The 23807-nt window shown below is 28.3% G+C and carries 28 protein-coding genes and 3 other RNA genes; 28 read left to right on the top strand and 3 right to left on the bottom strand.

All coding sequences use genetic code 11. The features are described from left to right. Nucleotides 1-43: 43 nt before the first annotated feature. The 15 genes from LQK79_RS06045 (at nucleotide 44) to ssrS (LQK79_RS05975) (ending at nucleotide 11779) form a co-directional block, all read left to right on the top strand. Nucleotides 44-295 carry a helix-turn-helix domain-containing protein gene (locus tag LQK79_RS06045; protein ID WP_231015917.1) on the top strand — a complete coding sequence of 84 codons (252 nt, stop codon included), beginning with the start codon at nucleotides 44-46 and terminating at the stop codon, nucleotides 293-295. 261 nt (nucleotides 296-556) lie between these two features. Further along, nucleotides 557-1369 (top strand): hypothetical protein, encoded by an 813-nt coding sequence (locus LQK79_RS06040; protein ID WP_231015916.1) that lies wholly within the window; start codon nucleotides 557-559, stop codon nucleotides 1367-1369. Nucleotides 1370-1523: 154 nt separating this feature from the next. Continuing rightward, nucleotides 1524-1718: a hypothetical protein gene (locus LQK79_RS06035; RefSeq protein ID WP_231015915.1), complete on the top strand. Its 195-nt coding sequence runs from the start codon at nucleotides 1524-1526 to the stop codon at nucleotides 1716-1718. 14 nt (nucleotides 1719-1732) lie between these two features. Continuing rightward, entirely contained in the window at nucleotides 1733-2869 is a 1137-nt protein-coding gene (locus LQK79_RS06030) for a hypothetical protein (RefSeq protein ID WP_231015914.1), read from the top strand. A gap of 382 nt (nucleotides 2870-3251) precedes the next feature. Beyond that, on the top strand, nucleotides 3252-3389 hold the full coding sequence (locus LQK79_RS06025; protein WP_231015913.1) for a hypothetical protein: 138 nt from the start codon (nucleotides 3252-3254) through the stop codon (nucleotides 3387-3389). A 30-nt stretch (nucleotides 3390-3419) separates the two neighbouring features. Then, entirely contained in the window at nucleotides 3420-3839 is a 420-nt protein-coding gene (locus LQK79_RS06020) for a hypothetical protein (RefSeq protein WP_231015912.1), read from the top strand. Further along, entirely contained in the window at nucleotides 3839-5410 is a 1572-nt protein-coding gene (locus LQK79_RS06015; protein ID WP_231015911.1) for a terminase large subunit, read from the top strand. Before LQK79_RS06020 ends, LQK79_RS06015 begins: the two co-directional genes overlap by 1 nt. Before the next feature lie 48 nt (nucleotides 5411-5458). Continuing rightward, nucleotides 5459-5743 carry a coiled-coil domain-containing protein gene (locus tag LQK79_RS06010; RefSeq protein WP_231015910.1) on the top strand — a complete coding sequence of 95 codons (285 nt, stop codon included), beginning with the start codon at nucleotides 5459-5461 and terminating at the stop codon, nucleotides 5741-5743. A gap of 13 nt (nucleotides 5744-5756) precedes the next feature. Beyond that, nucleotides 5757-7148, top strand: coding sequence for a phage portal protein (locus LQK79_RS06005; protein WP_231015909.1), 1392 nt, complete (start codon nucleotides 5757-5759; stop codon nucleotides 7146-7148). Between the two features lie 422 nt (nucleotides 7149-7570). After that, nucleotides 7571-8458 carry a tyrosine-type recombinase/integrase gene (locus LQK79_RS06000; protein ID WP_231015908.1) on the top strand — a complete coding sequence of 296 codons (888 nt, stop codon included), beginning with the start codon at nucleotides 7571-7573 and terminating at the stop codon, nucleotides 8456-8458. 264 nt (nucleotides 8459-8722) lie between these two features. After that, the gene (locus LQK79_RS05995) at nucleotides 8723-9238 is read left to right on the top strand and encodes a hypothetical protein (protein WP_231015907.1); all 516 of its coding nucleotides are present in this window, start codon (nucleotides 8723-8725) and stop codon (nucleotides 9236-9238) included. A gap of 35 nt (nucleotides 9239-9273) precedes the next feature. Further along, the gene (locus LQK79_RS05990) at nucleotides 9274-9795 is read left to right on the top strand and encodes a hypothetical protein (RefSeq protein WP_231015906.1); all 522 of its coding nucleotides are present in this window, start codon (nucleotides 9274-9276) and stop codon (nucleotides 9793-9795) included. 100 nt (nucleotides 9796-9895) lie between these two features. Then, nucleotides 9896-10252 carry a hypothetical protein gene (locus LQK79_RS05985; protein WP_231015905.1) on the top strand — a complete coding sequence of 119 codons (357 nt, stop codon included), beginning with the start codon at nucleotides 9896-9898 and terminating at the stop codon, nucleotides 10250-10252. Nucleotide 10253: 1 nt separating this feature from the next. After that, nucleotides 10254-11363, top strand: coding sequence for an Ig-like domain-containing protein (locus LQK79_RS05980; protein ID WP_231015904.1), 1110 nt, complete (start codon nucleotides 10254-10256; stop codon nucleotides 11361-11363). A 226-nt stretch (nucleotides 11364-11589) separates the two neighbouring features. Beyond that, a non-coding RNA gene (gene ssrS / locus LQK79_RS05975) (6S RNA) lies at nucleotides 11590-11779 on the top strand. A 341-nt stretch (nucleotides 11780-12120) separates the two neighbouring features. Here the strand turns inward: ssrS (LQK79_RS05975) and LQK79_RS05970 are convergent. Beyond that, the gene (locus tag LQK79_RS05970; RefSeq protein ID WP_231015903.1) at nucleotides 12121-12519 is read right to left on the bottom strand and encodes a hypothetical protein; all 399 of its coding nucleotides are present in this window, start codon (nucleotides 12517-12519) and stop codon (nucleotides 12121-12123) included. 26 nt (nucleotides 12520-12545) lie between these two features. Beyond that, nucleotides 12546-12986: a cell wall hydrolase gene (locus LQK79_RS05965; protein WP_231015902.1), complete on the bottom strand. Its 441-nt coding sequence runs from the start codon at nucleotides 12984-12986 to the stop codon at nucleotides 12546-12548. Between the two features lie 240 nt (nucleotides 12987-13226). On the opposite strand from LQK79_RS05965, the gene LQK79_RS05960 reads away from it, so the two are divergent. From LQK79_RS05960 to LQK79_RS05935, 6 genes are all read left to right on the top strand, one after another. Then, complete coding sequence (locus LQK79_RS05960) at nucleotides 13227-14345, top strand: 4-hydroxybutyrate dehydrogenase (RefSeq protein WP_231015901.1); 1119 nt, start codon at nucleotides 13227-13229, stop codon at nucleotides 14343-14345. Nucleotides 14346-14398: 53 nt separating this feature from the next. Then, nucleotides 14399-14586, top strand: a non-coding RNA gene (gene ssrS, locus LQK79_RS05955) — 6S RNA. 134 nt (nucleotides 14587-14720) lie between these two features. Then, nucleotides 14721-15623 (top strand): chemotaxis protein, encoded by a 903-nt coding sequence (locus LQK79_RS05950; RefSeq protein ID WP_231015900.1) that lies wholly within the window; start codon nucleotides 14721-14723, stop codon nucleotides 15621-15623. A 102-nt stretch (nucleotides 15624-15725) separates the two neighbouring features. After that, a non-coding RNA gene (gene ssrS, locus LQK79_RS05945) (6S RNA) lies at nucleotides 15726-15911 on the top strand. A 209-nt stretch (nucleotides 15912-16120) separates the two neighbouring features. Continuing rightward, on the top strand, nucleotides 16121-16495 hold the full coding sequence (locus tag LQK79_RS05940) for a hypothetical protein (RefSeq protein WP_231015899.1): 375 nt from the start codon (nucleotides 16121-16123) through the stop codon (nucleotides 16493-16495). A 143-nt stretch (nucleotides 16496-16638) separates the two neighbouring features. Continuing rightward, on the top strand, nucleotides 16639-17226 hold the full coding sequence (locus LQK79_RS05935) for a metallophosphoesterase family protein (protein WP_231015898.1): 588 nt from the start codon (nucleotides 16639-16641) through the stop codon (nucleotides 17224-17226). Between the two features lie 192 nt (nucleotides 17227-17418). On the opposite strand, the gene LQK79_RS05930 is transcribed toward LQK79_RS05935, so the two are convergent. Next, complete coding sequence (locus tag LQK79_RS05930; RefSeq protein ID WP_231015897.1) at nucleotides 17419-19308, bottom strand: BMP family ABC transporter substrate-binding protein; 1890 nt, start codon at nucleotides 19306-19308, stop codon at nucleotides 17419-17421. Between the two features lie 178 nt (nucleotides 19309-19486). On the opposite strand from LQK79_RS05930, the gene LQK79_RS05925 reads away from it, so the two are divergent. The 7 genes from LQK79_RS05925 (at nucleotide 19487) to LQK79_RS05895 (ending at nucleotide 23806) form a co-directional block, all read left to right on the top strand. Next, on the top strand, nucleotides 19487-19954 hold the full coding sequence (locus LQK79_RS05925; RefSeq protein WP_407928521.1) for an ACT domain-containing protein: 468 nt from the start codon (nucleotides 19487-19489) through the stop codon (nucleotides 19952-19954). A gap of 30 nt (nucleotides 19955-19984) precedes the next feature. Then, nucleotides 19985-20875 carry a homoserine kinase gene (gene thrB / locus LQK79_RS05920; RefSeq protein ID WP_231015895.1) on the top strand — a complete coding sequence of 297 codons (891 nt, stop codon included), beginning with the start codon at nucleotides 19985-19987 and terminating at the stop codon, nucleotides 20873-20875. Between the two features lie 142 nt (nucleotides 20876-21017). Continuing rightward, nucleotides 21018-21245, top strand: coding sequence for a hypothetical protein (locus LQK79_RS05915; RefSeq protein ID WP_231015894.1), 228 nt, complete (start codon nucleotides 21018-21020; stop codon nucleotides 21243-21245). Nucleotides 21246-21513: 268 nt separating this feature from the next. Continuing rightward, on the top strand, nucleotides 21514-22017 hold the full coding sequence (locus tag LQK79_RS05910; protein ID WP_231015893.1) for a GNAT family N-acetyltransferase: 504 nt from the start codon (nucleotides 21514-21516) through the stop codon (nucleotides 22015-22017). 83 nt (nucleotides 22018-22100) lie between these two features. Continuing rightward, a complete protein-coding gene (locus LQK79_RS05905) occupies nucleotides 22101-22787 on the top strand; it encodes an SPOR domain-containing protein (protein WP_231015892.1) in 687 nt (228 codons plus the stop codon). A 139-nt stretch (nucleotides 22788-22926) separates the two neighbouring features. Continuing rightward, nucleotides 22927-23193, top strand: coding sequence for a DUF4321 domain-containing protein (locus LQK79_RS05900; RefSeq protein WP_231015891.1), 267 nt, complete (start codon nucleotides 22927-22929; stop codon nucleotides 23191-23193). 4 nt (nucleotides 23194-23197) lie between these two features. Then, nucleotides 23198-23806: a Maf-like protein gene (locus LQK79_RS05895; protein ID WP_231015890.1), complete on the top strand. Its 609-nt coding sequence runs from the start codon at nucleotides 23198-23200 to the stop codon at nucleotides 23804-23806. Nucleotide 23807 lies beyond the last annotated feature (1 nt).

The following is a 23807-nucleotide window of genomic DNA, read 5'->3' as shown; positions in this document are numbered from 1 at the left end:
CTTTTTTTTAATTAACTTTTAAACAAAGAATGGAGGAAACTTAATGTTATCAGGTAGACAGATAAAAACAGTTTTAATAATGAAAGATATTAGACAACAAGAAATTGCAAATTATTTGGGAGTTTCAAAAAATTATATATCTATGATTATGAATGAAAAAGAAATTATACCTTCAGTAAACTATGAAAAAATTATAAAATATATAAATTTAACTGAAGGCGAAAGAAAAAAGGTACAAGAACTATTTAAAGAAGAATCTAAAGAGGAAGTTAAGAAAAGAGCAACTAAAAAATAGCCATTATGAGCGTTATTTAACGTCTAAATTGGAGTAATGTAATTACACTAATCAGCGTTTAAAATGCGTTCTAGGGGCAAATGATGCTTATACAGTTTTACATATAAAGAAATATAATACATAAACAAAATTTTGAAAGGTAGGTGTAAAAATGTTAATAATTAACATTGTAACTTAGAATAGTACGGGAAGGTGAGGCGATGGAAACAGAAAAAATATATAAACGTTTTTTACAATAATAAATTATAAACATAAAAAATTATGAATAAAGAAATTAAAAAGAATTTTCCAGCATGGGTTGATAATGATAAGAAATATTATATGTGTTTAACAGACGATATAGATAGTTTATTTTCATGTATTTTATTACAGCAGATAAAAGGATATGAACTATCTCATTTTTATAGTTTTAGTAAGTTGTATAGAGCAGATAATTATAAAAATGGCTTAAAATTATGTGGAATTGATATGGATTTAAATGTTGGCAGGTGTTGGGGAAATCATACTACATTAAATAAAAATGAAAATAGTGCCAATATAAATGTAATTAAAGGTATAAATCAAAATACATATTATAGCAAATATGCAGGTTCTACAGCACTAGAGATAATAAGTTACTATGATTATGATATATCTAATTTAACAGAAGAGGCATTAATGGTCTTACTTGCGATTGATGGAATGTATATACCATTCTTTCCTTGGAAGATTGATTTTAGTGGAACACAAAGAAGATATCTAAAAGACATGGAATTAGATATAATCATAGATGTTGCAGAAAGGCATACAAAGCAAGAATTTATCAATATAATAGAAAAATATAAATTAAATAAAAAGATATTCATGAATGAAGATGGTGAGTTAAAAACTTCCATAGACCTTAACGGACTAAGTAAGTTATTTAACTTGCCTTTTTGTTTACCTAAAAATAAATATAATCAAACAAATACATATACAGATAAAGGATTACCATTATATCAATTTAGCAGATTTAAAGCAGATTTAGAAGCAAATAATGATGAAATTTTCACACAAGCATTAACAAATAAAAATTATATAAAATTTAGTTATTAAAAGTTTATAGGGGTGCAGTAATAGCACCTCTAAATTATTTTAAATCTCAAGCTTTAGCCAATTTTGGATAGTGCAAAATTGCATGGAATAAAAATGTGCTGTCAATTGGGTTGTATCATCTTGACACAGCTATTATGAAAGGAAGTAATTAAGAATGGAAAAGAAATTTTATGAAACAGATTCAATATATATTGCTAATACACTAAGTTTTTTAGGATTTAGGTACTATAAATTTAAAAATTTTAAAGGGAAAATGGCGTATAGTTTTGTAAATACAAAAGAATTACAATTAGCAGTAGAAAAAGTTTTTGATTTAAAAAATGAATTTAGAAAAATATTAAATGTGTAGGAGGTTAAATTATTATGAACTTAGAGAATTTAGAATTAAACAAAAAATACAAAAATTATAAGGAACTATGTGAAGTATTAGATGAACCAATTAAAGGTGGCAAATCTAAGCAATTGCAATTACAAGATTGGGAAAGGTATTTTAAATATACAAAACAGGGTAATGGATTTATTGTTACAGAGATCTATGCAGAGCCAAAAGAAAAAATTGATAATAGGGGCAAATCTAAAGGTAGCCATGGGAACAATAATAAATATGCACAATATACAGATAAATTAATAGAAAACTTTCTATATAATAAGCAGGAATTGCATCATGAATATATTGTATACATAACAAATTCATGTTTGGCACAGATGATAAAGATGGTCAACTTTAATTATCGAGTTTGTGAATGTAATAGAAATAAATTTCACAAATTTCTATATACTACATATCAACATAATAATTGGCTTGCTGAAAATGACCTATTCTATTGTATGCATAACAAAATAAAGCCAGCATTACTAGGTGCTTTAAACAGGCTACAGAATGCTGATAAATTAAAGTATACATTAACATATCTAGTAGCCAAAGATGGTGACATTGAGCCAATGAATGATATAGATATAGATTTTGTAAAAGAGACAGAAGAAGATGTATTGCAAGAAATGGGAATAAAGAAACAACAACTAATTAATAACATACCCCTAAGAATGGAGTATTATAAAAAAATTAATGATAGGGTTATGGAGTATTTTGATATAAATGAAATTGATATAGATGGATTTTGGCAAGGGTATAAGATTGTTGTTAAGAATGTGCAAGAGCAAAAGAATGTTAAGAAACTTGAGAAGGAATTTAATAATATCTTTTCTAAAGAAGTTGTTGATTATTTTTCAGTAGAAAGGACAAAAGAGAGAGTCAAGAAAAAACAAGAAAGACATAAGATTTTGGGATGCAATAAGTACGATAACGATAGAATTACTAGCTTAATATACCATAAAACAATAGAGAATTGTGTACGTGTAGTATTGGATTATAAAGCACTTAATATTGTTAATAAAATTGAAGGTATGGAAGACCCAAAGAAGCAATTACAAGAAGCAGATTATTGGGCAAAAGAATTAGGATTAACACCCAATAGTCAAGAAAATAATGTGCCATTCTAGTAGAAAAAAAGTTGTCACTTTTCAAACTGCTATATATTATATAACAAATATAAATACGTATATTATGTATTTTAAAAAGTGACAACTTTCTGAACTAGGTATACATGGGGGAAAGGCGGGCAAAAACCATGCCCACCCTAACATTTCCCCCAAACCCCCTTTGTATGTGTGAATTATTACAGATAAAAAAATAGATCATCATTCCCTTTAGGGTTTAAGGGGCAAAGGTGAATTGTTTCTGTGTAGTGACGTAGGAACGAAACATAAACAAGAGGGACGCCCCTTATATATAACTATTATAATGAACAATTATAAATCTAATATGCGGTATTCAGTCAGTTGAACGCATAAAAATTAACTATTATGAAAGAAGGAATAATTTATGTTAAAAAAAATAATTAATAAAATTTTCAATAGAAATAAGAAGGATGTTAAATACAAATATTATAAGCCAAACGAGGAACAGAGGGCATATGCAAAAAAAATATATGAAGAAACGGGAGAGAGAGTTGTATTATAAATAATTTTGAATAGGAGGGGCAACTAATATATGAAAACTAAAACAACAAAGGGAACAATAATGCAAAAATTAGATGTTAATTCAAATAAAATATATCCTTTTGTGAAATGGTACGTAGACACAAGTGCAAAGGACAGAACTAAAGAAAATTTTGATAAGAGTTGTAAAAATAGTTGTGGATGTGAATTTGAAAATGCTATGGAAAATTGGCTAATTAGGGAAGATGTTCAAGAAGCAATACGTACATACATGAAGCAAAAGAGGTTTGTTAAAATCTGTGATGTATATGATGCTATGTATATAAAAGCAATTGAAAAAGGAGATACCAATGCTGCGAAATGGGTAGTTGATTTCTCTAAGAGTGAATTCTTTGAAGATAAACAAAATGAAATGAACGATTATCTTACAGGTATAGATATTCCTGCATTAAAGAAAAGTGGTGGTGAATAATGGCTTTAAGTATTGAAAATGTTAAAAAATTAAAATGGTTATGGGAAGATGCACATGAGGTTGAATGGATAGGTGCTTTTATTAAGATAGTAAATAAAGATACTAAAACAGTACCTTTCGTACTTACAGCAGAGCAGAAAGAATTTGTTGAAGGATTAGAAAAATTTAATATAGTTTTAAAGAGTAGACAGCTAGGTTTGTCAGTTTGCACAGTTGGACTAGCAATAAGGCAATGTATTGTATATCCTAATAGTGCGTGTTTACTGGTATCACATGACCAAAAATCATGTAATGCAATATTTGATAAATTAAAACAGCAATTTAATAGTTTGCCTACATGGCTTAAACCTAAGACAGTTGCCAATAATAGACAAGAAATAAAGATGACTAATGGCAGTAAAATTACTTGTACTTGTGCAGGAAATAAAGACGTTGCTCGTGGGGATACATTACATTTAGTACATTTAAGTGAGTTTGCTTTTTGGAAGATGCCTAAAAAACAGTTAAATTCTATTACACAAGCACTTGCACCAACAGGAAAATTAATTATCGAATCCACTGCAAACGGACTCAACTATTTTCACGATTTATATTTTCAAGCAAAAAATAATGAAAATAACTATAAAAGTTTCTTCTTTAATTGGATCAATGGAAGTACACTTTTCAAAAAAGATTATAAGAATGCAGTCGAATTATATAAATCAAGAAATAATAATAAATTACTTACAGAAAATGAACTTGATGAAGAGGAACGAGAATTATCAAAAATGGGTGCTACTATAGAGCAATTAATGTGGCGTAGAGGTAAAGTTGCAAGTAGTGGACTAGATATGTTTCATCAAGAATATCCTTCAACAGCAGTAGAAGCATTTATAAGTACAGGGGGTAATATATTTGATAATAAACGAATTGATGCAGTAGAACGTGCAATAATTAATAATAAAACTACATATATAAAGAAAGAAAATATTATAGATTTGCCTATGATTTTAAGGAATCATTATGGCAGGTCTTTTTTTATATATAAAATCGCTAAGAGTGGCGAAAGGTACTTTTTAGGTTGTGATTTGAGTGAGGGGGTTTCACAAGATTATTCTGTTGTAGAAGTTTTCGACAAAAATGGCGAACAAGTAGCAGAGTTTTATAATAATAAATTAAAGCCTTTTCAAATGGCTGAAATAATAGATGAACTGGGCAGATATTATAATAAAGGTCTTATTACAGTGGAAAAAGCTTCAGGAGGACATAGTGCAATTGAAAAATTAAGATATGAATATAAGTATATGAATATGACTAAATATCAATCCTATGATGAATTAAACAGAGCAGTTTGGAATGTTGGATTTGACACTAATAATAAAAGTAAATCACTAATTATAAATGATTTTGTTGAATTGTTTGCTAAAGGACAATTAAAAATTAATTCAAGAAGGTTGCTACAGGAAATGAAGGTATTTGAAATTAATGATAATGGAAGTATGGGAGCAATAAGTGGTTCACATGATGATAGTGTAATGGCTACTGCATTTGCGATAGTAAGTATGAAGAATAGATTTTATTATAAATTTTAACGTCCTAAGTTTAACTTAGGATGTGTTATATAAAGGAGATGAAGTTGCATGGAAAATAAGGATATAATAGAAAAATTAAATAATCATGAGCAAAGGATAACAGCAAGTGAGAAAGATATAAATAATATTAAGGTTGATACAGCAACACAGCAAGTAACAATTAAAAATCTTAATGCAAGTATGGAAAAGTTGAATAACACAATAGAAAAATTAAGTGAAAAGCTAGAAAATTTTATGCTAGGTAATGAAAATAAAGGTACTGATAATTGGAAATATGTTATTAGTGTAATATTAATTCCAGTTATTTTATTTCTTTTGACAAAAATAAAATAGGAGGGGCGGTAATATGCAAACTTTAGAAAATTATATTTCAGATAGATATAATAATAATGTTAATTGGTTTGAAGATGAAGTTGAACAGAGCAATCATATAGTAAGAATTAGTAATGTAATAAATAATAAAGAATATCTATTAGGGCATCATAAGATATTAGAAAGAGAAGATGCAGAATGGAAAGGACAAGAATACATAACTAAAAAGTTAATTTTAAATCAAGCAAAAACAATACTAAACTTTCATAGCACATATTTATTGGGAAAACCTTTATCACTTACTGGAAGCGAGGGGAAAGTTAAGGAATATCAAAACGTATATAGGAGAGGCAATTATAATAATATAGATTTTAAATTACTTGATAATGTAATTAAGTATGCGGATTCATATGAATATGTTTATATTGATAATAATAAGAACGTATGCAGTAAAATAATTAAAAGTGAAGATGGATACCCTATCTATAGCGAAGATACAGGCGACTACATTGGCTTTATAGAGTATTATACAATGCAGAGCAATAGTGTTAGTTATTATAATGTATATTATGCTGATAGGGTTGAACAATGGAATAATCAAGGCGGAGATTTACGTTTAATTAGTACAAGCAATAATATAAGTGGATTACCTATTCATTACAGTAACAATGAAAGTGAATATGATAATTTTGGTAGAAGTATATTAGAGGATTTAAAACCTTTGTTCGATGAATTTGAGGATATATTTTCAAAAATGTCTGATAGTATATACACGTTATCACTTAATCCCATGCCAGTAACAACAGGTCAGAAAATAGAAGGAAGTATTCCAGCAGATGCGTGTGGATATTCAATTAATTTGGATACAGGTTCATTTGATTATAAAAATGCTGTAATTGACAGCAATACAGTTAAATTATATTTGGATAAGTTACAGCAACAATTAAATTCAATAGCACATATGCCTTCGATTGCATTGGGCAATAGTAACGTTGCTAATGTTAGTGAAGTTAGTTTAAAGTTATTGTATCAATTGGCTGATGTTGAAGCAATGTTAAATGAAAAATGGATGAGGAGAGGATTACAACAGAGATTTCTTTATTTTGATAAGTTGTTAGGATTATTGGGTATTACATTCAATAATAATGATTATGTAGATGTAGAATTTAATTATAGTAGACCAGTTAATGGACAAGATTTATTAAATGAGATACAGACACAGTTTAATATGGGGGCTATAAGCAAACAGAGCATTATAGAGAAGTCACCATTGACTACAGATGTATCTACAGAAATGGAAAGATTAAAAGAAGAAAATAATTCAGATAATTCTACGGGAAATAATACAGATAATAATGATAATGAGAAGTCGCAAAACACGACATCTAATGTACAAGATAATGAAGTTAAAAATGAGGGAAAATAGTAATAAATTATTAACAATTATAAATATTAAATTTATGGGTAACTAAAGTTGAAGTGAGTTTCAAGTTTTTAATTAAAAATTTTTGCCCTGTTACCCTTGAGAAATTTTAAAAAATTTTTTTGAAGTTGAAATTTTTTAAAAAAATCGCCCCTTATATGGAAATTTTTTGAAATATGATAAATATGAAATGAGTTTCATGTTTGCATTTGAAAAGTTTCCACACTTATGTGGAATGTATATCATATATAAAATCCTTCTTGTTTATTCTTAAATAGTTATGTATAGAGTTTTTCTATTCTTAATTAACTATTTTGAGTATAAATTCATAACTTTTTTATCAAAACTCTATACATAACATAAGATTATGTTGCAAAGTTATGTATAGAGTAGTATAATAAAGATAGTGAAAGAAGGGGCTATATATGAATATGGTGGATAAATTTGTTGATGAGTTAAAAAGAGAAGGCAAAAGTAATAATACAATAAGTGCATATAAAACAGATATCAACCAATTTTTAAAATGGCTATATGATACAGTAGGAGCAGATACAACTACAATAACTGAAATAGATGTAAAGCAATATGTACAATATTTAAACATTAATAAGAAGCAAAGCACCAATACAATTAATAGAAAAGTTAAATCAATAGTTCAGTATGTGAAATATCTTAACAATACAGATATCAGTAATATAATGATAGATACAAAAGATGTTAAACAAAAGAGTGTTGATAATACAGAAGTAAAAGTAATAGATAAACATGATTTATTTAAATTAAAACGTACAATATATGCATCCAATAATAAGCGTGATATATGCATATACGAAATACTGATTAATACAGGTGTAAGATGTTCAGAACTAATTAATATTGAACTTGATGACATATGTTTAACGGAGAGGAACGGAAGTAACAATTATTCTTACATTAATATAAGGAACGGCAAAGGCAATAAGAATAGGAGAATTAATCTTAATAGTGCAGTAGTAAAGGCAATTAAAGATTATTTAGAAGTAAGACCAGTTACAAAAGATAATAAATTATTGCAAGGGCAAAGAGGAGCATTAACAAGAATAGCAATTAATAAAATGCTGAATAGTTATTGCAGAGATGCAAAAATTAATACAGTAACACCTCATGAATTCAGACATACTTGCTTTAGTACAATGGTTAAAAATGGTGTAGATATTAAGACCATTGCTGGAATTGCAGGTCATTCTTCAACCGATATTACTTATAAATACTATGTAAATTCTAGTTCAGAGGATAAGCAAAATGCAGTAGATATATTAAATAAGATATTTTAAAATCAATTCTAGTGAAATTTAGGAAAGTAGAATTTAATAATGGTATAAAAATTCTAAAGGGAATAAGATATTATTCTCTATTTTTTTGTAGAAATTTAATTTTTTTAATGTAATTGCCCCTTTTCTCGAGGTCGACCTATAGTAAGTGTATTTTTTACCCACAGAAAAAAATTAGTTAATTGTAAATTGTTGATAAATATAGAAGGGGTTATAGTTATTTTGTAGAATAATTAATATACAACATAATAAGGAAGGTATAGAGATATGGATAAAATTTTTTTGATTACTATAGGTTTGCTATTCATTCTAATGATTGTCATTGTCTTAAAGCCTAAGGATAATTTTAACAAAGATAGTAACGATAATACTGACAAGGTTAATAAGGATAAAGTTACTCCTATAGCAATTGGATGTACTTACATTGGTGGTTGTCCTAAGATACTAGATTCACATATAGAAGGTATTGTTATAAAAAGAAATAGTCATAATTTAATTTTGCATGATGTTTTTAAAGGAGATATATTATTAGTACCAATTAATAGTATAAAAAGTATCACTGTACAATCTAAAGAACAAATATCTCAAAGGGTTACAATTAGTAGGTTGATTGCATTAGGAGTTTTTGCATTTGGAGTACCTAAAAAAGAAAAGAATATAACTAAATATATAGTTATAAATTATATAAATGATAAAAATGAGAATGAAGATATAGTAATAGAACATAAAAATGTACCAATAGTTGCAGAGAGGTTGCATAAAATAATACCTGAATTAAATTAAAAAAAGATGTATATAAGGAGGTTTTTATTTTTATTATGAAAAAATCAAGTGGCTGTATAGAAACTTATACATATAAAGGGTTTGTTTTTGAAATTACTTATAATAAGAGTAGCGGGAATTATTATGCAAAGAATCCTGATTTTACACTTACATATAGTGATGATTTAGAAGATTTAAGAAATGTAAAAATACCAACAGTTGTATATCAAAATACAGAATTTAAGTTGGTAGGAGGTAAACGTAGTATGATTAATGAAGATATTGATTTATTACGTAAAGAAATTGAGCAATGGAGGCATCTTACTATAGGAAAAATAAAAAGATTAGGATATTTTTATAGTGATGCAATTAGTATATTAGAATTATATAAACCAAACACTGTTTGTGATGTATTAAATAAAAATTATAATTTAGGTGTAACTTTTATTGCATTAGGAAAAAAATACATGATTTTTTGTACTGAAAATTTTGATACCAACAGTAACTCTGAGGTAATTAAATTACAAAATATGTTTAATAATCATTTTGGTACTAATGGAGAGTTTCCTAGGAAATAAAGGAATATTAGATATTATATATAGTAAATTTATTTATAAGGTGTCGCAATAATGACATCTTTTTTTTGTGTTTAAAATTAATGAAAGGAAGATTGATAATATGACAGTATTAGATCGTTTAAAAATAGAGTTAAATAACAAAGATTATTTTGAAGATTCTACATATACAATGTACTTATCAGAGAATAACTTAACTGCAACTGATAATTATGATAAATCTACAATGCAGAGGGATTTACTGTTGTCCGTTGTGGATATTTTGGAAGCAATTGCTAATGATGTTGACTTAATGCGAAAAGTAAGTGATGATACAACTGGATTAAGTACAAGTGAAGCATATAAACTTTTACAGAGTAGAATACAAGATATAAAAAGCAGGATAGCAACATTACCTTCTACAGATACGACAGAGGAATATTCTAATATAAGTTTATTGTTTACAAAAGGTAGGCGATAATATGAATACTCAACTTAATCAATTTAATGCTTTGATTAAAAGAAGTGGTAAAAGTTGCATATTAAATAATTCTACTAATATAAAAGGTGTATTTAAGGAGATAGATGATAAGGAAAAAGAGATTGATACCAAATATTTTTATACTACAAAAGATCTAAAGCAAGGAGATATGATTACTTATAATAATGTTACATATATTGTTATTACATTAAATCAGAACATAAATAATGTATATTGTATTTATGTTGTAAGGGAATGCCCGTTTGTCCTAAAATATTGGTGTGGTGATACTTTAAAGCAAACTCCTATATTTGTAGATACAAAGGTGCTTGATACTACAACTACAACATATATGCAATTGCTTGACGGACAAGTATATATAACTGTACAGAGCAATACAAGTACAAATGTTATAGCATTAAATGATAGGCTAATTAAGTTTGGTTATGCTTGGAAAATAACTTCAATAGATAGAACTGTTGCAGGGGTATTAAAATTGAATTGTAAGGTAGATGTTTTTATTACTGGTGATGATACAGTAAATGAAATACCACAACATACAGCAACTACACATACATATGTTGTAAGTGTAAATCCTTCAAGTATTAGCAGTTTAGAGGTAGGAAGTACACAACAATTAACAGCAAATGTAACACAAGATGGAAATACTTTAAGCAATGCAATATTTACATATATAAGTAGTGATACTACTATTGCAACAGTAAATGCTACCGGGCTTGTAACAGGCATAAAGGCAGGAAATTCAACAATAACAGTAACTTATACAGATACAAATAATACAGCACATACAGCAACAGTATCTTGTAATATAATATCAAAGTCAGCAACTACAAAAACTTTAGATATAATTCAAGGAAATAAAGCATTAAATGTTAATAAAACGGGAACTTATACTATTGATTATACTGATGGAACAGCACCGAACGGAACATGGACAATTAGTGATATAAGTAAAGCCAGTATAGTTAGTCAAACAAATACAAGCGTTATTTTAAAAGGTGTTTCAACAGGACAAACAGTATTAATATATACAGATGGTGATGGTGTATCTGTTAAAAAGAAAACTATTAATGTACAAATTGGTTGGTAGTGTCTAAATCTTTATGTTATATGAATTTTTTTATTTAAGTATTGCATTGAATATATTTCAATGTTATAATACTTCTTGTGAATAGTAACAACGTGTTATTAATATGAATGTTTAAGCGTGTTTAAATGAGAAGTTTAAATACAATTTCATATAAAAATTCAAGGTGACGTTTGAGGGGCGTGTGGGCAACCGTACGGGTTCAAGTCCCGTCCTTCGCACCAATTTATTGTTTCTGTGATATTTGCGAGGCTCTTATTTTGAACCTACATTACTTAATTGGGAGTTTTATAGTAAATGTTAATATCAGGACTATTGTGAGAGATTTAACGACAGTTGGAAGATAGCGACATTTATGCGGACACCCACCTATCGAGAGATAGGTGTCAAAATTTGGGTGGCGGTATTTTGGATATTAAATTAGATTTAAACACCTTTTATAGGTGTTTTTTTATTGGAAGAATATAGCATGTTTACTTCTGGCTATATATAAGTATGAAAAGTAAAGCCTGTTTTAATTGGACATAGAATTAAGTCAATTATATAAAATGAAATATGCTCTGCAAAATAAAACGTATTAAAAGCAGCATTAACACTTGTTAATGCTGCTTTTGTGCTATCTAACAGTTTGGTATCTCAAAACGAAAATTGTTACTTTTGTACAGACTTATAATATAAGTATATGGCAATTACGAGTAAAATATTTTAATTAATAGGATAAACAGATAGATATCATAATTATTAGATTATATTTTGAATATTAAGAATAAAAAGTAACGAACTTGATTGAATATATATCGCAAAGTGTTTGAGTATTTGTATCAATATCTTGAATAACAACGTAGCTTATACCTACCTCTAGTAGTGTCCCAGTACGGTCTTGAAATGTATTTGTTCCAAGAAGAAAAGATATTCTCACTCTTTTACCTATTTTTGTTTTTAGGTAACCTTGAGTATATTGAGTATCTAAATTTGTTGGAGAACCTGGCGCTTGTTCAAAATCTGAAGGGGACATTGGCATTGGAGCTGGTATTTGATTTTGTGCTGCTGAACCTGGTGCTTTAGGACTTGCATTTTGCATATCAGTATTAACGTTTGGATTTTGCCTGTTTGGTAAGTAAAATGATGGGAAACAATCATTACAGTATCTTCGATACATAAAAGAACCTCCTAAAAAATTAAATGCTAAGTGGTATAGTAGAGAGCTGTTGGATTATAGAAGCAATGTCGTAAAATGCTAACTTGAAAACTGCCTGTTCCATTTTGTGGAAAAGCATATGGACATATACCATAAGGATTAAAGTACCATAGTGAATAACCAATGGGATAAAGTCTATTACCAGCGAGAGCCCAATCAGCAATATCGTAATGTATTTGATCTGGAGGATTTGCCCATATGGTTTGAGGGTTTGCTACACCTCCTAGGTATGAACGCATACAATCATACTGACCCTGCTGATAAATTACTTTTCTAACATCTCCTTGACCAATTCTGTGATATTCACCAGAAGGTACCCTGACTCTATTCATAATAGAGGTTGCTACTGCTTTCATACCAACGTCGCCTTCTCCACCAGCTTCACATTTTATTATTCTTGCAAGAAGCTCCCTATCTGAAAAAGCCACTTTGTTCACCTCAATATTTTTACTTTCAGATTATACTATGCAACTTAAATAAAAAAGGTTCTTATCTTTACTTGAAATTAAATTATTATTAACTCTAGATATTAATTTGATTAATTACTAGACTTATATTTTGGCAAGATTTTTAAAGAGAGATTTGTCCCTTGGAGATATTGTGCTATTAAAATCAATATAGTAATATGGTATAAGTAAAATATTAATTTGAAATAAGGAGAATTTTTTATGAAATTAATTAGCTTGACCCCACAGATATGTAAGTTTGATAATTTTTGTGATTTTGCAAAGGAATTTAATATAGGAAAAGGCGACTTTATATTGACCAATAAATACTTATATGAACCTTTTATGAAAAAGTTAAATTTAGAAGCTGATTTTGTATTTAGACAGGATTATGGCAAGGGTGAGCCTTCAGATGAGATGATAGATAGAATAGTATCAGATATGAAAGGCAAAGAAATAAAGAGGATTATAGCTATCGGTGGTGGATCTATAATAGATATTTGTAAATTGCTAGCATTAAAAAATACGAATAAATCAATAGATTTATTTGATAAGAAAGCTCCAATAGTTAAAGAAAAGGAACTTATAGTTATACCAACTACGTGCGGTACAGGAAGTGAGGTTACAAATGTAGCTATAGCTGAGATAAAAGAAAGGCATACTAAAATGGGCCTTGCTGTTGATGAAATGTATCCTGATTATGCAGTCTTAATACCAGAGTTAGTAAAGATTCTTCCGTATAAATTTTTTGTCACAAGCTCTATAGATGCACTTATACATGCAGTTGAATCGTATGTTTCGCCAAATGCAAATGATTTTACAAGACTATTTAGCGTGCAGGCTATAAAACTAATAATTAATGGTTATAAGGATGTAATTCGAAATGGAGAAGATTACAGAAATGAAATCATTGAAGATTTTATACTTGCCAGTAACTATGCGGGAATAGCTTTTGGAAATGCTGGAGTTGGAGCAGTACATGCACTTTCGTATCCACTAGGAGGAGTATATCATGTACCTCATGGAGAAGCAAATTATCAATTTTTTATTGAAGTATTTAATACATATAATAGAATAAATCCAAATGGAGAAATAAGTGATTTAAATGAAATCTTGTCTAGTATATTAGAAATAAAAGATACAAGCAAAGTGTATGAGAAGCTATCTGAAATTCTTGACAAGTTACTTGTTAAGAAATCACTTAAAGAGTATGGTATGAAGGAAAAAGAGATAGGTCAATTTACAGATAGTGTAATACAAGGTCAACAAAGGCTTCTTGCAAATAATTATGTTTTTTTATCAAGACAGGAAATAGAAAAAATATATGCAAAACTTTTTTAACCTAAACTTGATTTTGAAATATCCATATGTTATAATATTTTTCGACAGATGAATAGATTCTGAAATATTTGTGAGCTCTTGTCTTGAACCTACAGTTAAGTCAAGGGAGTTCAAATTTTAATGTGTATATGCATCTTTTGTGAGACCTTTAAGGCATTAAGGATATAGAAGCATTAATGAGGACACCCACCTATCGAATGGATAGGTGTCAATGAAAGAGCAGCGGTATTTTGGATTTTAAGAAGTATGATAAGAGAGGTTGTATAAACCTCTCTTTTTGATAAATAAAATTAATGTAGAAAATAATTATAATTTGGTATATAATGGACTTGTAGTAATCATGATAATTAATATTATTGAAAGTGGGTAGAGTTTATGGAGAGCAATATATTACTAGAAAGTGGAACGGGTGAAGTTGAGGTATTAGAGTTTGTTATAGGAAAAAAGCATTTTGCTATTAATATTATAAAGGTAAAAGAAGTAATTGATATTGAAAATGGAAACATAACAAAATTGCCGGAAGTTAATCCTGCAATTGCTGGATTAATATTATGCAGAAATGAGATAATAACACTTATAGATTTAAAGTACATAATAGAAAAACAAAAACAGGCAGATTCATATTCAAAAGTGATAATTTGTGAATTTAATAAATTAAAAGTTGCATTTAACATAGATGCTGTTCTTGGAGTTCATAGAATAAAGTGGGAGGAAATCTTAAAGCCCGATGACATTTCTGCAAATTCTTTGGTTATAGGAAATATTTTGCTTGATAAAACAATTCTTTTAATGTTGGACTTTGAAAAAATTGTTACAGATATAAGCCCTAAAACTGGTATAAGTGAAGATAGAATTGTTGATGTTGAGTATAAGGATAGATCAAATATAAAAATTGCATTGGCAGATGATTCTGCACTTATTAGAAAACTTTTAAAAGATACTCTTTATAAAGCTGGATTTAAAGAGTTAAAGCTATTTGATGATGGAAAACAACTTTATGATTATTTAGATAAATTGGCTAGTGAAAAAGGAGACAGGTTTACCGAAGATGTACAACTTGTTATAACGGATGTTGAAATGCCACAGATGGATGGACATACTTTAACGAGAAAGATAAAAGAAAGCCCAATTTTAAGAAAGCTTCCAGTTATAATATTTTCTTCACTTATAACTGATGAATTAAAGCATAAAGGAGAAGCTGTAAAGGCGGATGCTCAACTTAGCAAACCAGAGGTGGGTGAGCTTGTAGGCATAATAGACAAACTTGCTTTAAAGTAATCTCCTCAAAATGTACAGAATATCGTTGTTTTGTACATTTTTATTTTATAGTATTGATTTTATTAATAATTATGATATAATTAGATTAAACATGAATGTAATGGTTTTCTGAAATATTTGCGAGGCTCTTATCTTGAACCTACAGTTGCTATAAGGGAATTCAATAGAGGATTATGATATGTATCTTTTGTGCATTTGTACTTAAAAGAAGATAGAGTAATCTTTGAGAATACCCACCTATTGAATGGATAGGTGTCAATGAAAGGGCAGCGGTATTTTGGACATAATATGTTAAAAGGAAGAGGCTTCTGGTCTCTTCTTTTGCTGATGTCCGCATATATAGATAAACAACCTAGAACCTAAAAATTGTAAATCCAAAGCTTATCCTCATAAATTAGAATTTGATACTTATAATTTTATTTATATAAAAAATTAAAATCACTATTATATGAAAATGCATATAATATATTAATAGCAATAAATGAGGAAGGATATTAGTGCCATCAATAAGTTTTAATTTTAATGATACTAATCTAACAGAGTTAGATATTAGGCTATTAAATAATTTACTTTTTAGGCTAAAGGATCAAATAGCTAATACAAGCGCTAATTGTTTTAGAATAACATATAATATTGCTGCACTTTTAAGACTTTATACTAGAGAACAAATATATAACAGTTTAAATAATTTATTTTTAATGATAATAATTAGAACAAATGATGGGGTAAGATGCAAAGAAAGGCTAATAGTAGATATTGGATATGAGAGGGATTCAAATGAAATAGAAGTAGAATTTTCAAATGTTCAACATTTAAAGAACAACTTTTTTATCTATGGTTCTGGTTCTAATTCTGGATGTAGAAGAAGATAAGAGGTATATGAAATATTGTTGTTATTATATAAAACAATAGAAAATTCATGATTTATATATTATGGATTTTTTATTGTTATTGGGGGGTTCGTGTGGTATAATTTACTTATTAACGTTTACACAAGAGGAAGTTGGTTAAACCCATGAAAATATTATTGGTATCAGATGAAGAATCAAAGTACATATGGGATTTCTTTCAAGAAGATAAATTCTCAGATATAGATCTTATTTTATCTTGTGGAGACTTAAAACAGGATTATCTTAGTTTTCTAGTAACCATGATAAAAGCACCTCTATTTTATGTTCATGGCAACCATGATTATGGTTATTTAAATAGACCACCTGAGGGGTGCGAATGCATAGATGATAAACTTATTGAATATAAAGGTATAAGAATATTAGGTCTTGGTGGAAGTATGAAATATAACAACAGTCCATTTGTTTATACTGAACGTGAGATGAAAAAAAGGCTTAATAAACTAAGGCTTAAATTATTCTTAAATAAGGGCTGTGATATTATAATTACACATGCAGCACCAAAAGACATAAGTGATGAAAAGGATTTATGCCATGAAGGGTTTAAGTGTTTTGTTGATTTTATGGATAAGTATTCACCTAAGTATTTTATTCATGGACATGTTCATTTAAGCTATGGCATGAAGCCAAGGATAATTAAGTATAATAATACTACTGTTATTAATGCATATGATCACTATATTGTTGAGTACTGATAAAAATGCCAAGTAACAGTGCTTTGCAACATTAAAAAGAATCCATAAATCTAAGGTAAAAAAATTGTGAATCCTAAGAGCTTTCAATAACTCGCTGCTCTCAAACAAATTGAAGACTCTAAGTATTTACAATTTTTTATCAAGATTTATTGGATTCTTTTTAAATCGTTCCTTCAGCACTGTTACTTTGCATTATTTTACGTACTCATCAGCTTCTACATTATCAACAAACCATTTCATTGATAAAATGTCTTCTGAAGGTGCAACTTCATCTTCTTCAAGTCTTAAGTTTCCTTTATTATCGTAAATTGGTCCCATAAATGGAGTGAATTCATAAGTTGTAATCATCTTTTTCATAGCTTCTACGAGCCTTTGGACTTCAATTGGCACGTATTTTTTAGAATAGTATATATCTACGACACCAACATCCATACCATACCAAAAGCTTATAAGTTTAGAATTAGAATTAAACATATTTAAAATTGTTCTAAAGGTATCATTCAATATATTGTTTAATATTTTTTCATAATAAATGCCCCAGTTCCAAATTGGTGCTGCAAGATATTTACTTGGAATGTTCTTATCCTTATCAAAGCTGCAAAGCATGGAATAAACTCCATATTTTTTTGTCTCATCTCTTGGAATTTTAAGATTTCTATTGGAAATTATATCACAACCTTTTGAAAGTAAAACTGAATCGCTGTTTGTAAACTTTGCATGACTATTCCACTCTCTTGTCCAAGAAACCTTGACCTTTGAATAAGGATTAACTATTTTTGCACCAAGTGCAAAGGAATTGATAGAAGCTATTACTTCCGAAGTTGGGCTAGTAGCAGAATATCCTATCAAATTTGTTTTAGTCATAGCGCCTGCTATAAGTCCTGTTAAAAATCTAGGCTCGTAAATCCTTCCAAAATAGCAGCTCATGTGTTCATAAGGTTTATCATCTGAACAATTGAAGAATTTAATTTGAGGATATTCAAGAGCACATTTTAGCGTTGCTGTCCTAAAAATAGGACTTGTTGTAAAAATTACATTGTAACCGTCGTCTGCCAAAGCTTTTATTGAAAAATATGCGTCTTCATTTTCAGGAACATTCTCAATATATTTAGTAGAAATTTGTCCTGAAAGGATTTCCTCTACATATTGCCTGCCGAGTTCATGTCCATAAGTCCAACCTGATGAATCAATAGTTCTTGCATAAACAAAACCAACTTTTAATTTTTTTGATGGACCTATTAAATTTGAAAGAGTAGAAAGCATACTACTTGGGTTGTCATCTGAATCTGTTTGGATTTCTACATCATCTTGTTTAAAGTGGAGTAGTTCCTTCATAAATTCTTTCATGGTTTTTGAAAGCTGCGTTTCATCAATTGGTTCGTTTATTCCATAAATTTTAGCATACTCAAGGAATGCATCTCCAGTTGTAATTGGAAGTTTTTCACCACCCATGTTTAAATAGACTGATCTAAAAGTATTATATATAAAAGAAACAAAATGTTTATATTTATCATTTACTATATCGTCTTTTGGAGGGGTATAGTTTTCAAGAAGTTTTGTTAACTTTTTAAAACTATGCTTTTTAGTAAACCATATTGAATTTATTTTAGTTTTATTGTAGAAATCTAAAAATTCGTAATAGATTGAATTAGTTATATTTTTTTTATCCTTTTTAGGAACTAGTCTTATAATTTCTGATGAAATTGAAAAGGCATCGAAGTACTTTAATACGCTAACTCTTTTATTACCCTCTATTACAAAGTATTGATTTAAATATTCATAAACTTTTATTGGATGATTAATTCCTTCATTTAGGTGTGAATTGCACAGAGCAACCCATTTACCGCAAAATTCTGTTTTCTCGTCCATTAAAGGAAGGAAGTTTTTTGAAAAACATACACTTCTAAGGTGTGAATAAGTTCCTATTATTTTTTTTAAAGGTATCTCAAAAATTCCTAAATTTATAGTAGCAACAATTTCTTTATCTTTTAATATTTTTTCTAGGAATTGCAGAGAACCATTTAAGGAATAATCACTTTTACCTTTTTTTAATGCAATTTTATAGTGTTCATCTGCTGTCATAATAAAAACTACCCCCTAATATAATTTGTATACTTAATTATAATATTTTTTTAGAGATATTACTATATTTATATATGAATTTATATAAAAAGTATAAAAGGTTGTTTTTAATGAAGTTTTATGCTATTATAAGTACGTTAGTTTTTATTCAACATACATTTGTTTGCAACATGAAAACATTAAGGCGGTGATTATCATAAGAAAGAATGGAGAAAAAAAGTTTTTATTAATAGATTCATCGGTTTTGCCTGATGTGTTTGAAGAAGTAATTAAAGTTAAGGAGATACTTAGTTCTGGTAAGGTTAAGGATATAACAGAAGCTGTAAAAAATGTCGGACTTAGTAGAAGTACTTATTATAAATATAAGGATTATGTATTCACAGTTTCGGAAGGGCTTAAAGGTCATAAAGTGACAGTTTCCTTTATTATTGGACATAGAACTGGAACGCTTTCTACAGTGCTAGATAAACTGGCACAAAGGCATGCCAATATACTTACAATAAATCAGGGTATACCTATAAATAATACTGCAAATGTTAATATCACTTTTGATATAAGCGAAGTAGATTGCAGTATTGAAATGCTTTTGAATGAGCTTAAAAACATTGAAAATGTGCTAAAGGTTGAAATCTTAGCTATGGAATAATAATAAATAAAAAATATTGGGGTGTTTGTAATGGTTAGAGTTAGAGTTCCAGCTACAAGTGCAAACATGGGAGCTGGTTTTGATACATTTGGTATAGCACTTAAACTTTATAACGAAATTGAAGTTGAAGAAGTTAATGGTGAAACTGAGATAAAACTATTTGAAAATAAGTATGATGATGATTTTAAAAGTAATTTAACATATCAAAGCATTATAAAAACTTATGAATATTGCAATAGTCCTTACAAAAACTTTAAAATTGATATGTCTAAGTCCAATATACCTATGTCAAGAGGACTTGGAAGTAGTGCTGCTTGTATTGTGGGAGGAATATTCGCAGCAAATAAGATGCTTAAAGATAAATTATCTGTAGATGAAATGCTTAAAATAGCTGTGAGTATAGAGGGACACCCAGATAATGTAGCTCCTGCGCTTATGGGGGGGATGGTAACAAGTATTGCTGGAGGTGAAAATATAGTATACTCCAAGGTGAATATAAAGTCTGATTTTAAATATGCTGCAATGATTCCAAATTTTAAAGTTGGCACTTCAGATGCAAGAAAAGTTCTTCCAGAATCTTTTTCGAGAAGTGATGCTGTTTTTAATATTTCAAGAGCGGCTATGCTTGTTTCTGCATTGAACAATGGAGAAAATGAAAAACTTAAGTTTGCCTTTGAAGATAGGATTCATCAACCATATAGAAAAAAATTTATACATAATTTAGATGAGATTTTCATTAGGTCAAGAGAGCTTGGTTCTTATGGCGAATTTATAAGTGGTTCGGGCTCAACACTTTTATCTATAGTAGATGAAAATAATACTGATTATTTTAAAAAAATGAGTGTATTTTTAAAGGGACTGCAGCATGAATGGAGAATATTAGAGTTAACTATGGATGTAGATGGAGTTTCGTTAATATAAGATATGTTTTGAATAATTATAAGAAGTAACACTTATTCAAAATATAGTATTAATTTAAAATAATTATAATTTTTGTATTAAAATCCGTTTCACCAACATAGTTTTTTATAGATGAGTAATTTTAATAGTATGTGGAGGTAAAATGGAATATAATGGTTTTGATTACGAATACGAACAAATGCCTAATAATATGATGGAATATGGGCATGGACATGACATGGTGCAGTGCCCATATATGAGGTATCTTTACAGCATGGACCGCCATCATTGTCCTTACTCAGAAAATTTTGATTATAGGAACTCTTTTGATTATGACATGCCATTTTTAATGCCAAGAATCATAAGCGTAGACATTGATGAATTGTTTTAAAACTATATTTTTCGCAGTAAAGCGAAGAAAAGTTTTTGGTGATTTTAACTTGAGTGAAGGAATAGTGTTAAAGGAATGATTTAAATAAAATTTTATAAATCTTATGGATACATTTTGAAAATACTTATAACTTTCAAAATGTACTCATTTAGATTTATTAATTTTACTTAACGTTCTGAAACATTATTCCTTCACTCTTTTTATTTTTTATACTAATGTAAAAGGGAAAATTAAATTTGTGTAGAATTAACTATTAAGGGGTGACATTATGTTTGATATAGATGTTAAATTTAGTGATATATGTATAAAAAGTATTCAAGAAAAAGATATACATAATTTAAAAAAATGGTTTATATCACAACATATGGACTTGAAATATTATATTAACTTTAATGATTTATATGAGAGATTTTTAGAGTATTATATGAGCGAATGTGAATTTTTTCTGGAGATTAATAAAAAGGGAAACCTTTCAGGAATACTAAAAGGAAGAATAGAATTTAAATCTAAAAATATGGTATGGATATCGTGTTTTTGTGTAAATGAAGATCTTATAAATGAAGAAGAACAAAAGTCTATTCTTGAAAATATGATGAATTACTTTTGCATGAGTTTTGGAGTATCGTGTTTCTTAACGGGTGTTGCTCAAAGTGAAAAAAATACTATAAAAATTTTAAATGAAATTAATTTTAAGGTAGTAAGAGTTAATAAAGAATTTTATACAAATTATAAACATAAAGAAGATTTGCTTATACTTCAGAAGATAAATTAAACGAATAATAACTTTCCTAAGCTAATATAAATGTAAATATAGCGAAGATAGCTAAAACTAAAAAAGCTTTAGGAGATGAAAAAATGAGGTATACAAGGTATAATCTTAAAAAGAAAAATGATGACCATGTTTTTTTTACTTGTGTAATTATAATATTTATATTGTCATTTTTTATAGGAACCGGAATATTTAAATTAATATTTGCAAATGAAGGATCAAAGGTGAAAAGCAGCAGCTTGAAGTCTCAAACTCAAAGCAATGCTGTAGCACAAAATACTTCAAAATACTTCATTATACAATGTGGAGTTAATGCGAAACAAGAGAATGCTCAGGCACTTTTAAGTAAGTTAAGCACCATTGGAAATCCATTTATTGTACAAGAAGGCAAGTACTACAAGGTTATTTATGGTGTAGTTAACGAGAAAGACTATTCTGGTGCAGAAAAATTGATTAAAAGCAATAGTATAGATTTAAGCAGAACAACAATTTCTTTAGATAATGATGATGAATGCAGTACTGAAATAAGGAAAATTATAGATGCATATTTGGAAATAATAAATAGGCTGTCAACTAAGGATGTTAAAGATATACAAACTAAATCTGTTAAACAGTGGTGTCAAAACCTTGAAAAGGTAAATGAAAGTAATAACAATTATGCTGTACTTAAAGAATTTATGGCTTATACTAGTAAATTTCCAGATAAAATAGATAAGACCTATATAAAGAATCTAAATTTGTTTCTATATAATGAATTAAAGAAAATAAAATGACATAATTTAAGGAAGAATAAGTCTCTTCCTTTTATATTTTTTTAAATTAATGTAAATTTTTTTGAATAATTCTTTAAATACTTGTTTAACGATATATTAAATGATAAACTATATAAGATGTGATTAAGGTGGGGTTAAGGTGAATAATTATAATAGAAACTTTAAATATTATTTGCTTTTTATGTTAATCGGTGGTGTTGGAGGAACTTTAGTAGGTGATATACTTGGAAATCATTTTGCTAGACTTAGCTTTCTTAAAGTTTCTTACAATATAGGAAATTCCAAGCCATTTGTAATTGATCTGAAATTTTTAAGTTTTACATTTGGAGTTAATATAAATGTAAATTTAATGTCTATAGCATGTATGATATTGGCAATAATAATATATAAGAAAGTCAGGAAGTGAAAAGTTGAAATTAATATTAGCATCGTCATCTCCAAGAAGAAAAGAGCTTTTAAAAAAAATCACAGATGATTTTATAGTTATTGAAAGTGGTTTTGACGAAGAAACTATAAAATTTAGGGGAGATGTTTCCGAATATGTTATTGAACTTGCAAAAGCAAAGGCTGAGGATGTTTCAAATAAGATAAAAAATGAAGCAAAGTATGCTAAATTACTCGAACAAGAGATTTTAATAATTGGATGTGATACTGTAGTAGAAATCCAAAATAATATATTGGGAAAGCCAAAAAATATTTCAGAAGCTGAAATTATGCTTGAAACATTAAGTGGAAATATCCATAGAGTATATTCAGGTATTACTTTATTTAATGCATCGAAAAATATTTTTAAAGTTGACTATGCATGTACAGAAGTTGTTTTTTCAAAGCTTTCTGCCGATGAAATAAAGAAATATGTTGATTCTGGAGAAAGCCTTGATAAGGCAGGTGCCTATGGAATTCAAGGAAAAGCAGCAATTTTTGTTGAAGAAATTAGAGGATGCTATTATAATATTGTAGGACTTCCTTTAAATAAATTATATAAAATGTTTTTAGAGATGGGGGTAAATCTAAAATAAG

This window comes from Clostridium guangxiense (assembly GCF_021043395.1).
Lineage (GTDB): Bacteria > Bacillota > Clostridia > Clostridiales > Clostridiaceae > Clostridium_S > Clostridium_S guangxiense.
The sequence above is the reverse complement of the archived record's forward strand: the minus strand, read 5'-3'. Positions and strand labels throughout refer to the sequence as shown.

Coding starts and splice junctions, on each gene's coding strand:
- LQK79_RS06045 (WP_231015917.1), top strand. CDS start 44: ATGTTATCAGGTAGACAGATAAAAACAGTTTTAATAATGAAAGATATT.
- LQK79_RS06040 (WP_231015916.1), top strand. CDS start 557: ATGAATAAAGAAATTAAAAAGAATTTTCCAGCATGGGTTGATAATGAT.
- LQK79_RS06035 (WP_231015915.1), top strand. CDS start 1,524: ATGGAAAAGAAATTTTATGAAACAGATTCAATATATATTGCTAATACA.
- LQK79_RS06030 (WP_231015914.1), top strand. CDS start 1,733: ATGAACTTAGAGAATTTAGAATTAAACAAAAAATACAAAAATTATAAG.
- LQK79_RS06025 (WP_231015913.1), top strand. CDS start 3,252: ATGTTAAAAAAAATAATTAATAAAATTTTCAATAGAAATAAGAAGGAT.
- LQK79_RS06020 (WP_231015912.1), top strand. CDS start 3,420: ATGAAAACTAAAACAACAAAGGGAACAATAATGCAAAAATTAGATGTT.
- LQK79_RS06015 (WP_231015911.1), top strand. CDS start 3,839: ATGGCTTTAAGTATTGAAAATGTTAAAAAATTAAAATGGTTATGGGAA.
- LQK79_RS06010 (WP_231015910.1), top strand. CDS start 5,459: ATGGAAAATAAGGATATAATAGAAAAATTAAATAATCATGAGCAAAGG.
- LQK79_RS06005 (WP_231015909.1), top strand. CDS start 5,757: ATGCAAACTTTAGAAAATTATATTTCAGATAGATATAATAATAATGTT.
- LQK79_RS06000 (WP_231015908.1), top strand. CDS start 7,571: ATGAATATGGTGGATAAATTTGTTGATGAGTTAAAAAGAGAAGGCAAA.
- LQK79_RS05995 (WP_231015907.1), top strand. CDS start 8,723: ATGGATAAAATTTTTTTGATTACTATAGGTTTGCTATTCATTCTAATG.
- LQK79_RS05990 (WP_231015906.1), top strand. CDS start 9,274: ATGAAAAAATCAAGTGGCTGTATAGAAACTTATACATATAAAGGGTTT.
- LQK79_RS05985 (WP_231015905.1), top strand. CDS start 9,896: ATGACAGTATTAGATCGTTTAAAAATAGAGTTAAATAACAAAGATTAT.
- LQK79_RS05980 (WP_231015904.1), top strand. CDS start 10,254: ATGAATACTCAACTTAATCAATTTAATGCTTTGATTAAAAGAAGTGGT.
- LQK79_RS05970 (WP_231015903.1), bottom strand. CDS start 12,519: ATGTATCGAAGATACTGTAATGATTGTTTCCCATCATTTTACTTACCA.
- LQK79_RS05960 (WP_231015901.1), top strand. CDS start 13,227: ATGAAATTAATTAGCTTGACCCCACAGATATGTAAGTTTGATAATTTT.
- LQK79_RS05950 (WP_231015900.1), top strand. CDS start 14,721: ATGGAGAGCAATATATTACTAGAAAGTGGAACGGGTGAAGTTGAGGTA.
- LQK79_RS05935 (WP_231015898.1), top strand. CDS start 16,639: ATGAAAATATTATTGGTATCAGATGAAGAATCAAAGTACATATGGGAT.
- LQK79_RS05930 (WP_231015897.1), bottom strand. CDS start 19,308: ATGACAGCAGATGAACACTATAAAATTGCATTAAAAAAAGGTAAAAGT.
- thrB (WP_231015895.1), top strand. CDS start 19,985: ATGGTTAGAGTTAGAGTTCCAGCTACAAGTGCAAACATGGGAGCTGGT.
- LQK79_RS05915 (WP_231015894.1), top strand. CDS start 21,018: ATGGAATATAATGGTTTTGATTACGAATACGAACAAATGCCTAATAAT.
- LQK79_RS05910 (WP_231015893.1), top strand. CDS start 21,514: ATGTTTGATATAGATGTTAAATTTAGTGATATATGTATAAAAAGTATT.
- LQK79_RS05905 (WP_231015892.1), top strand. CDS start 22,101: ATGAGGTATACAAGGTATAATCTTAAAAAGAAAAATGATGACCATGTT.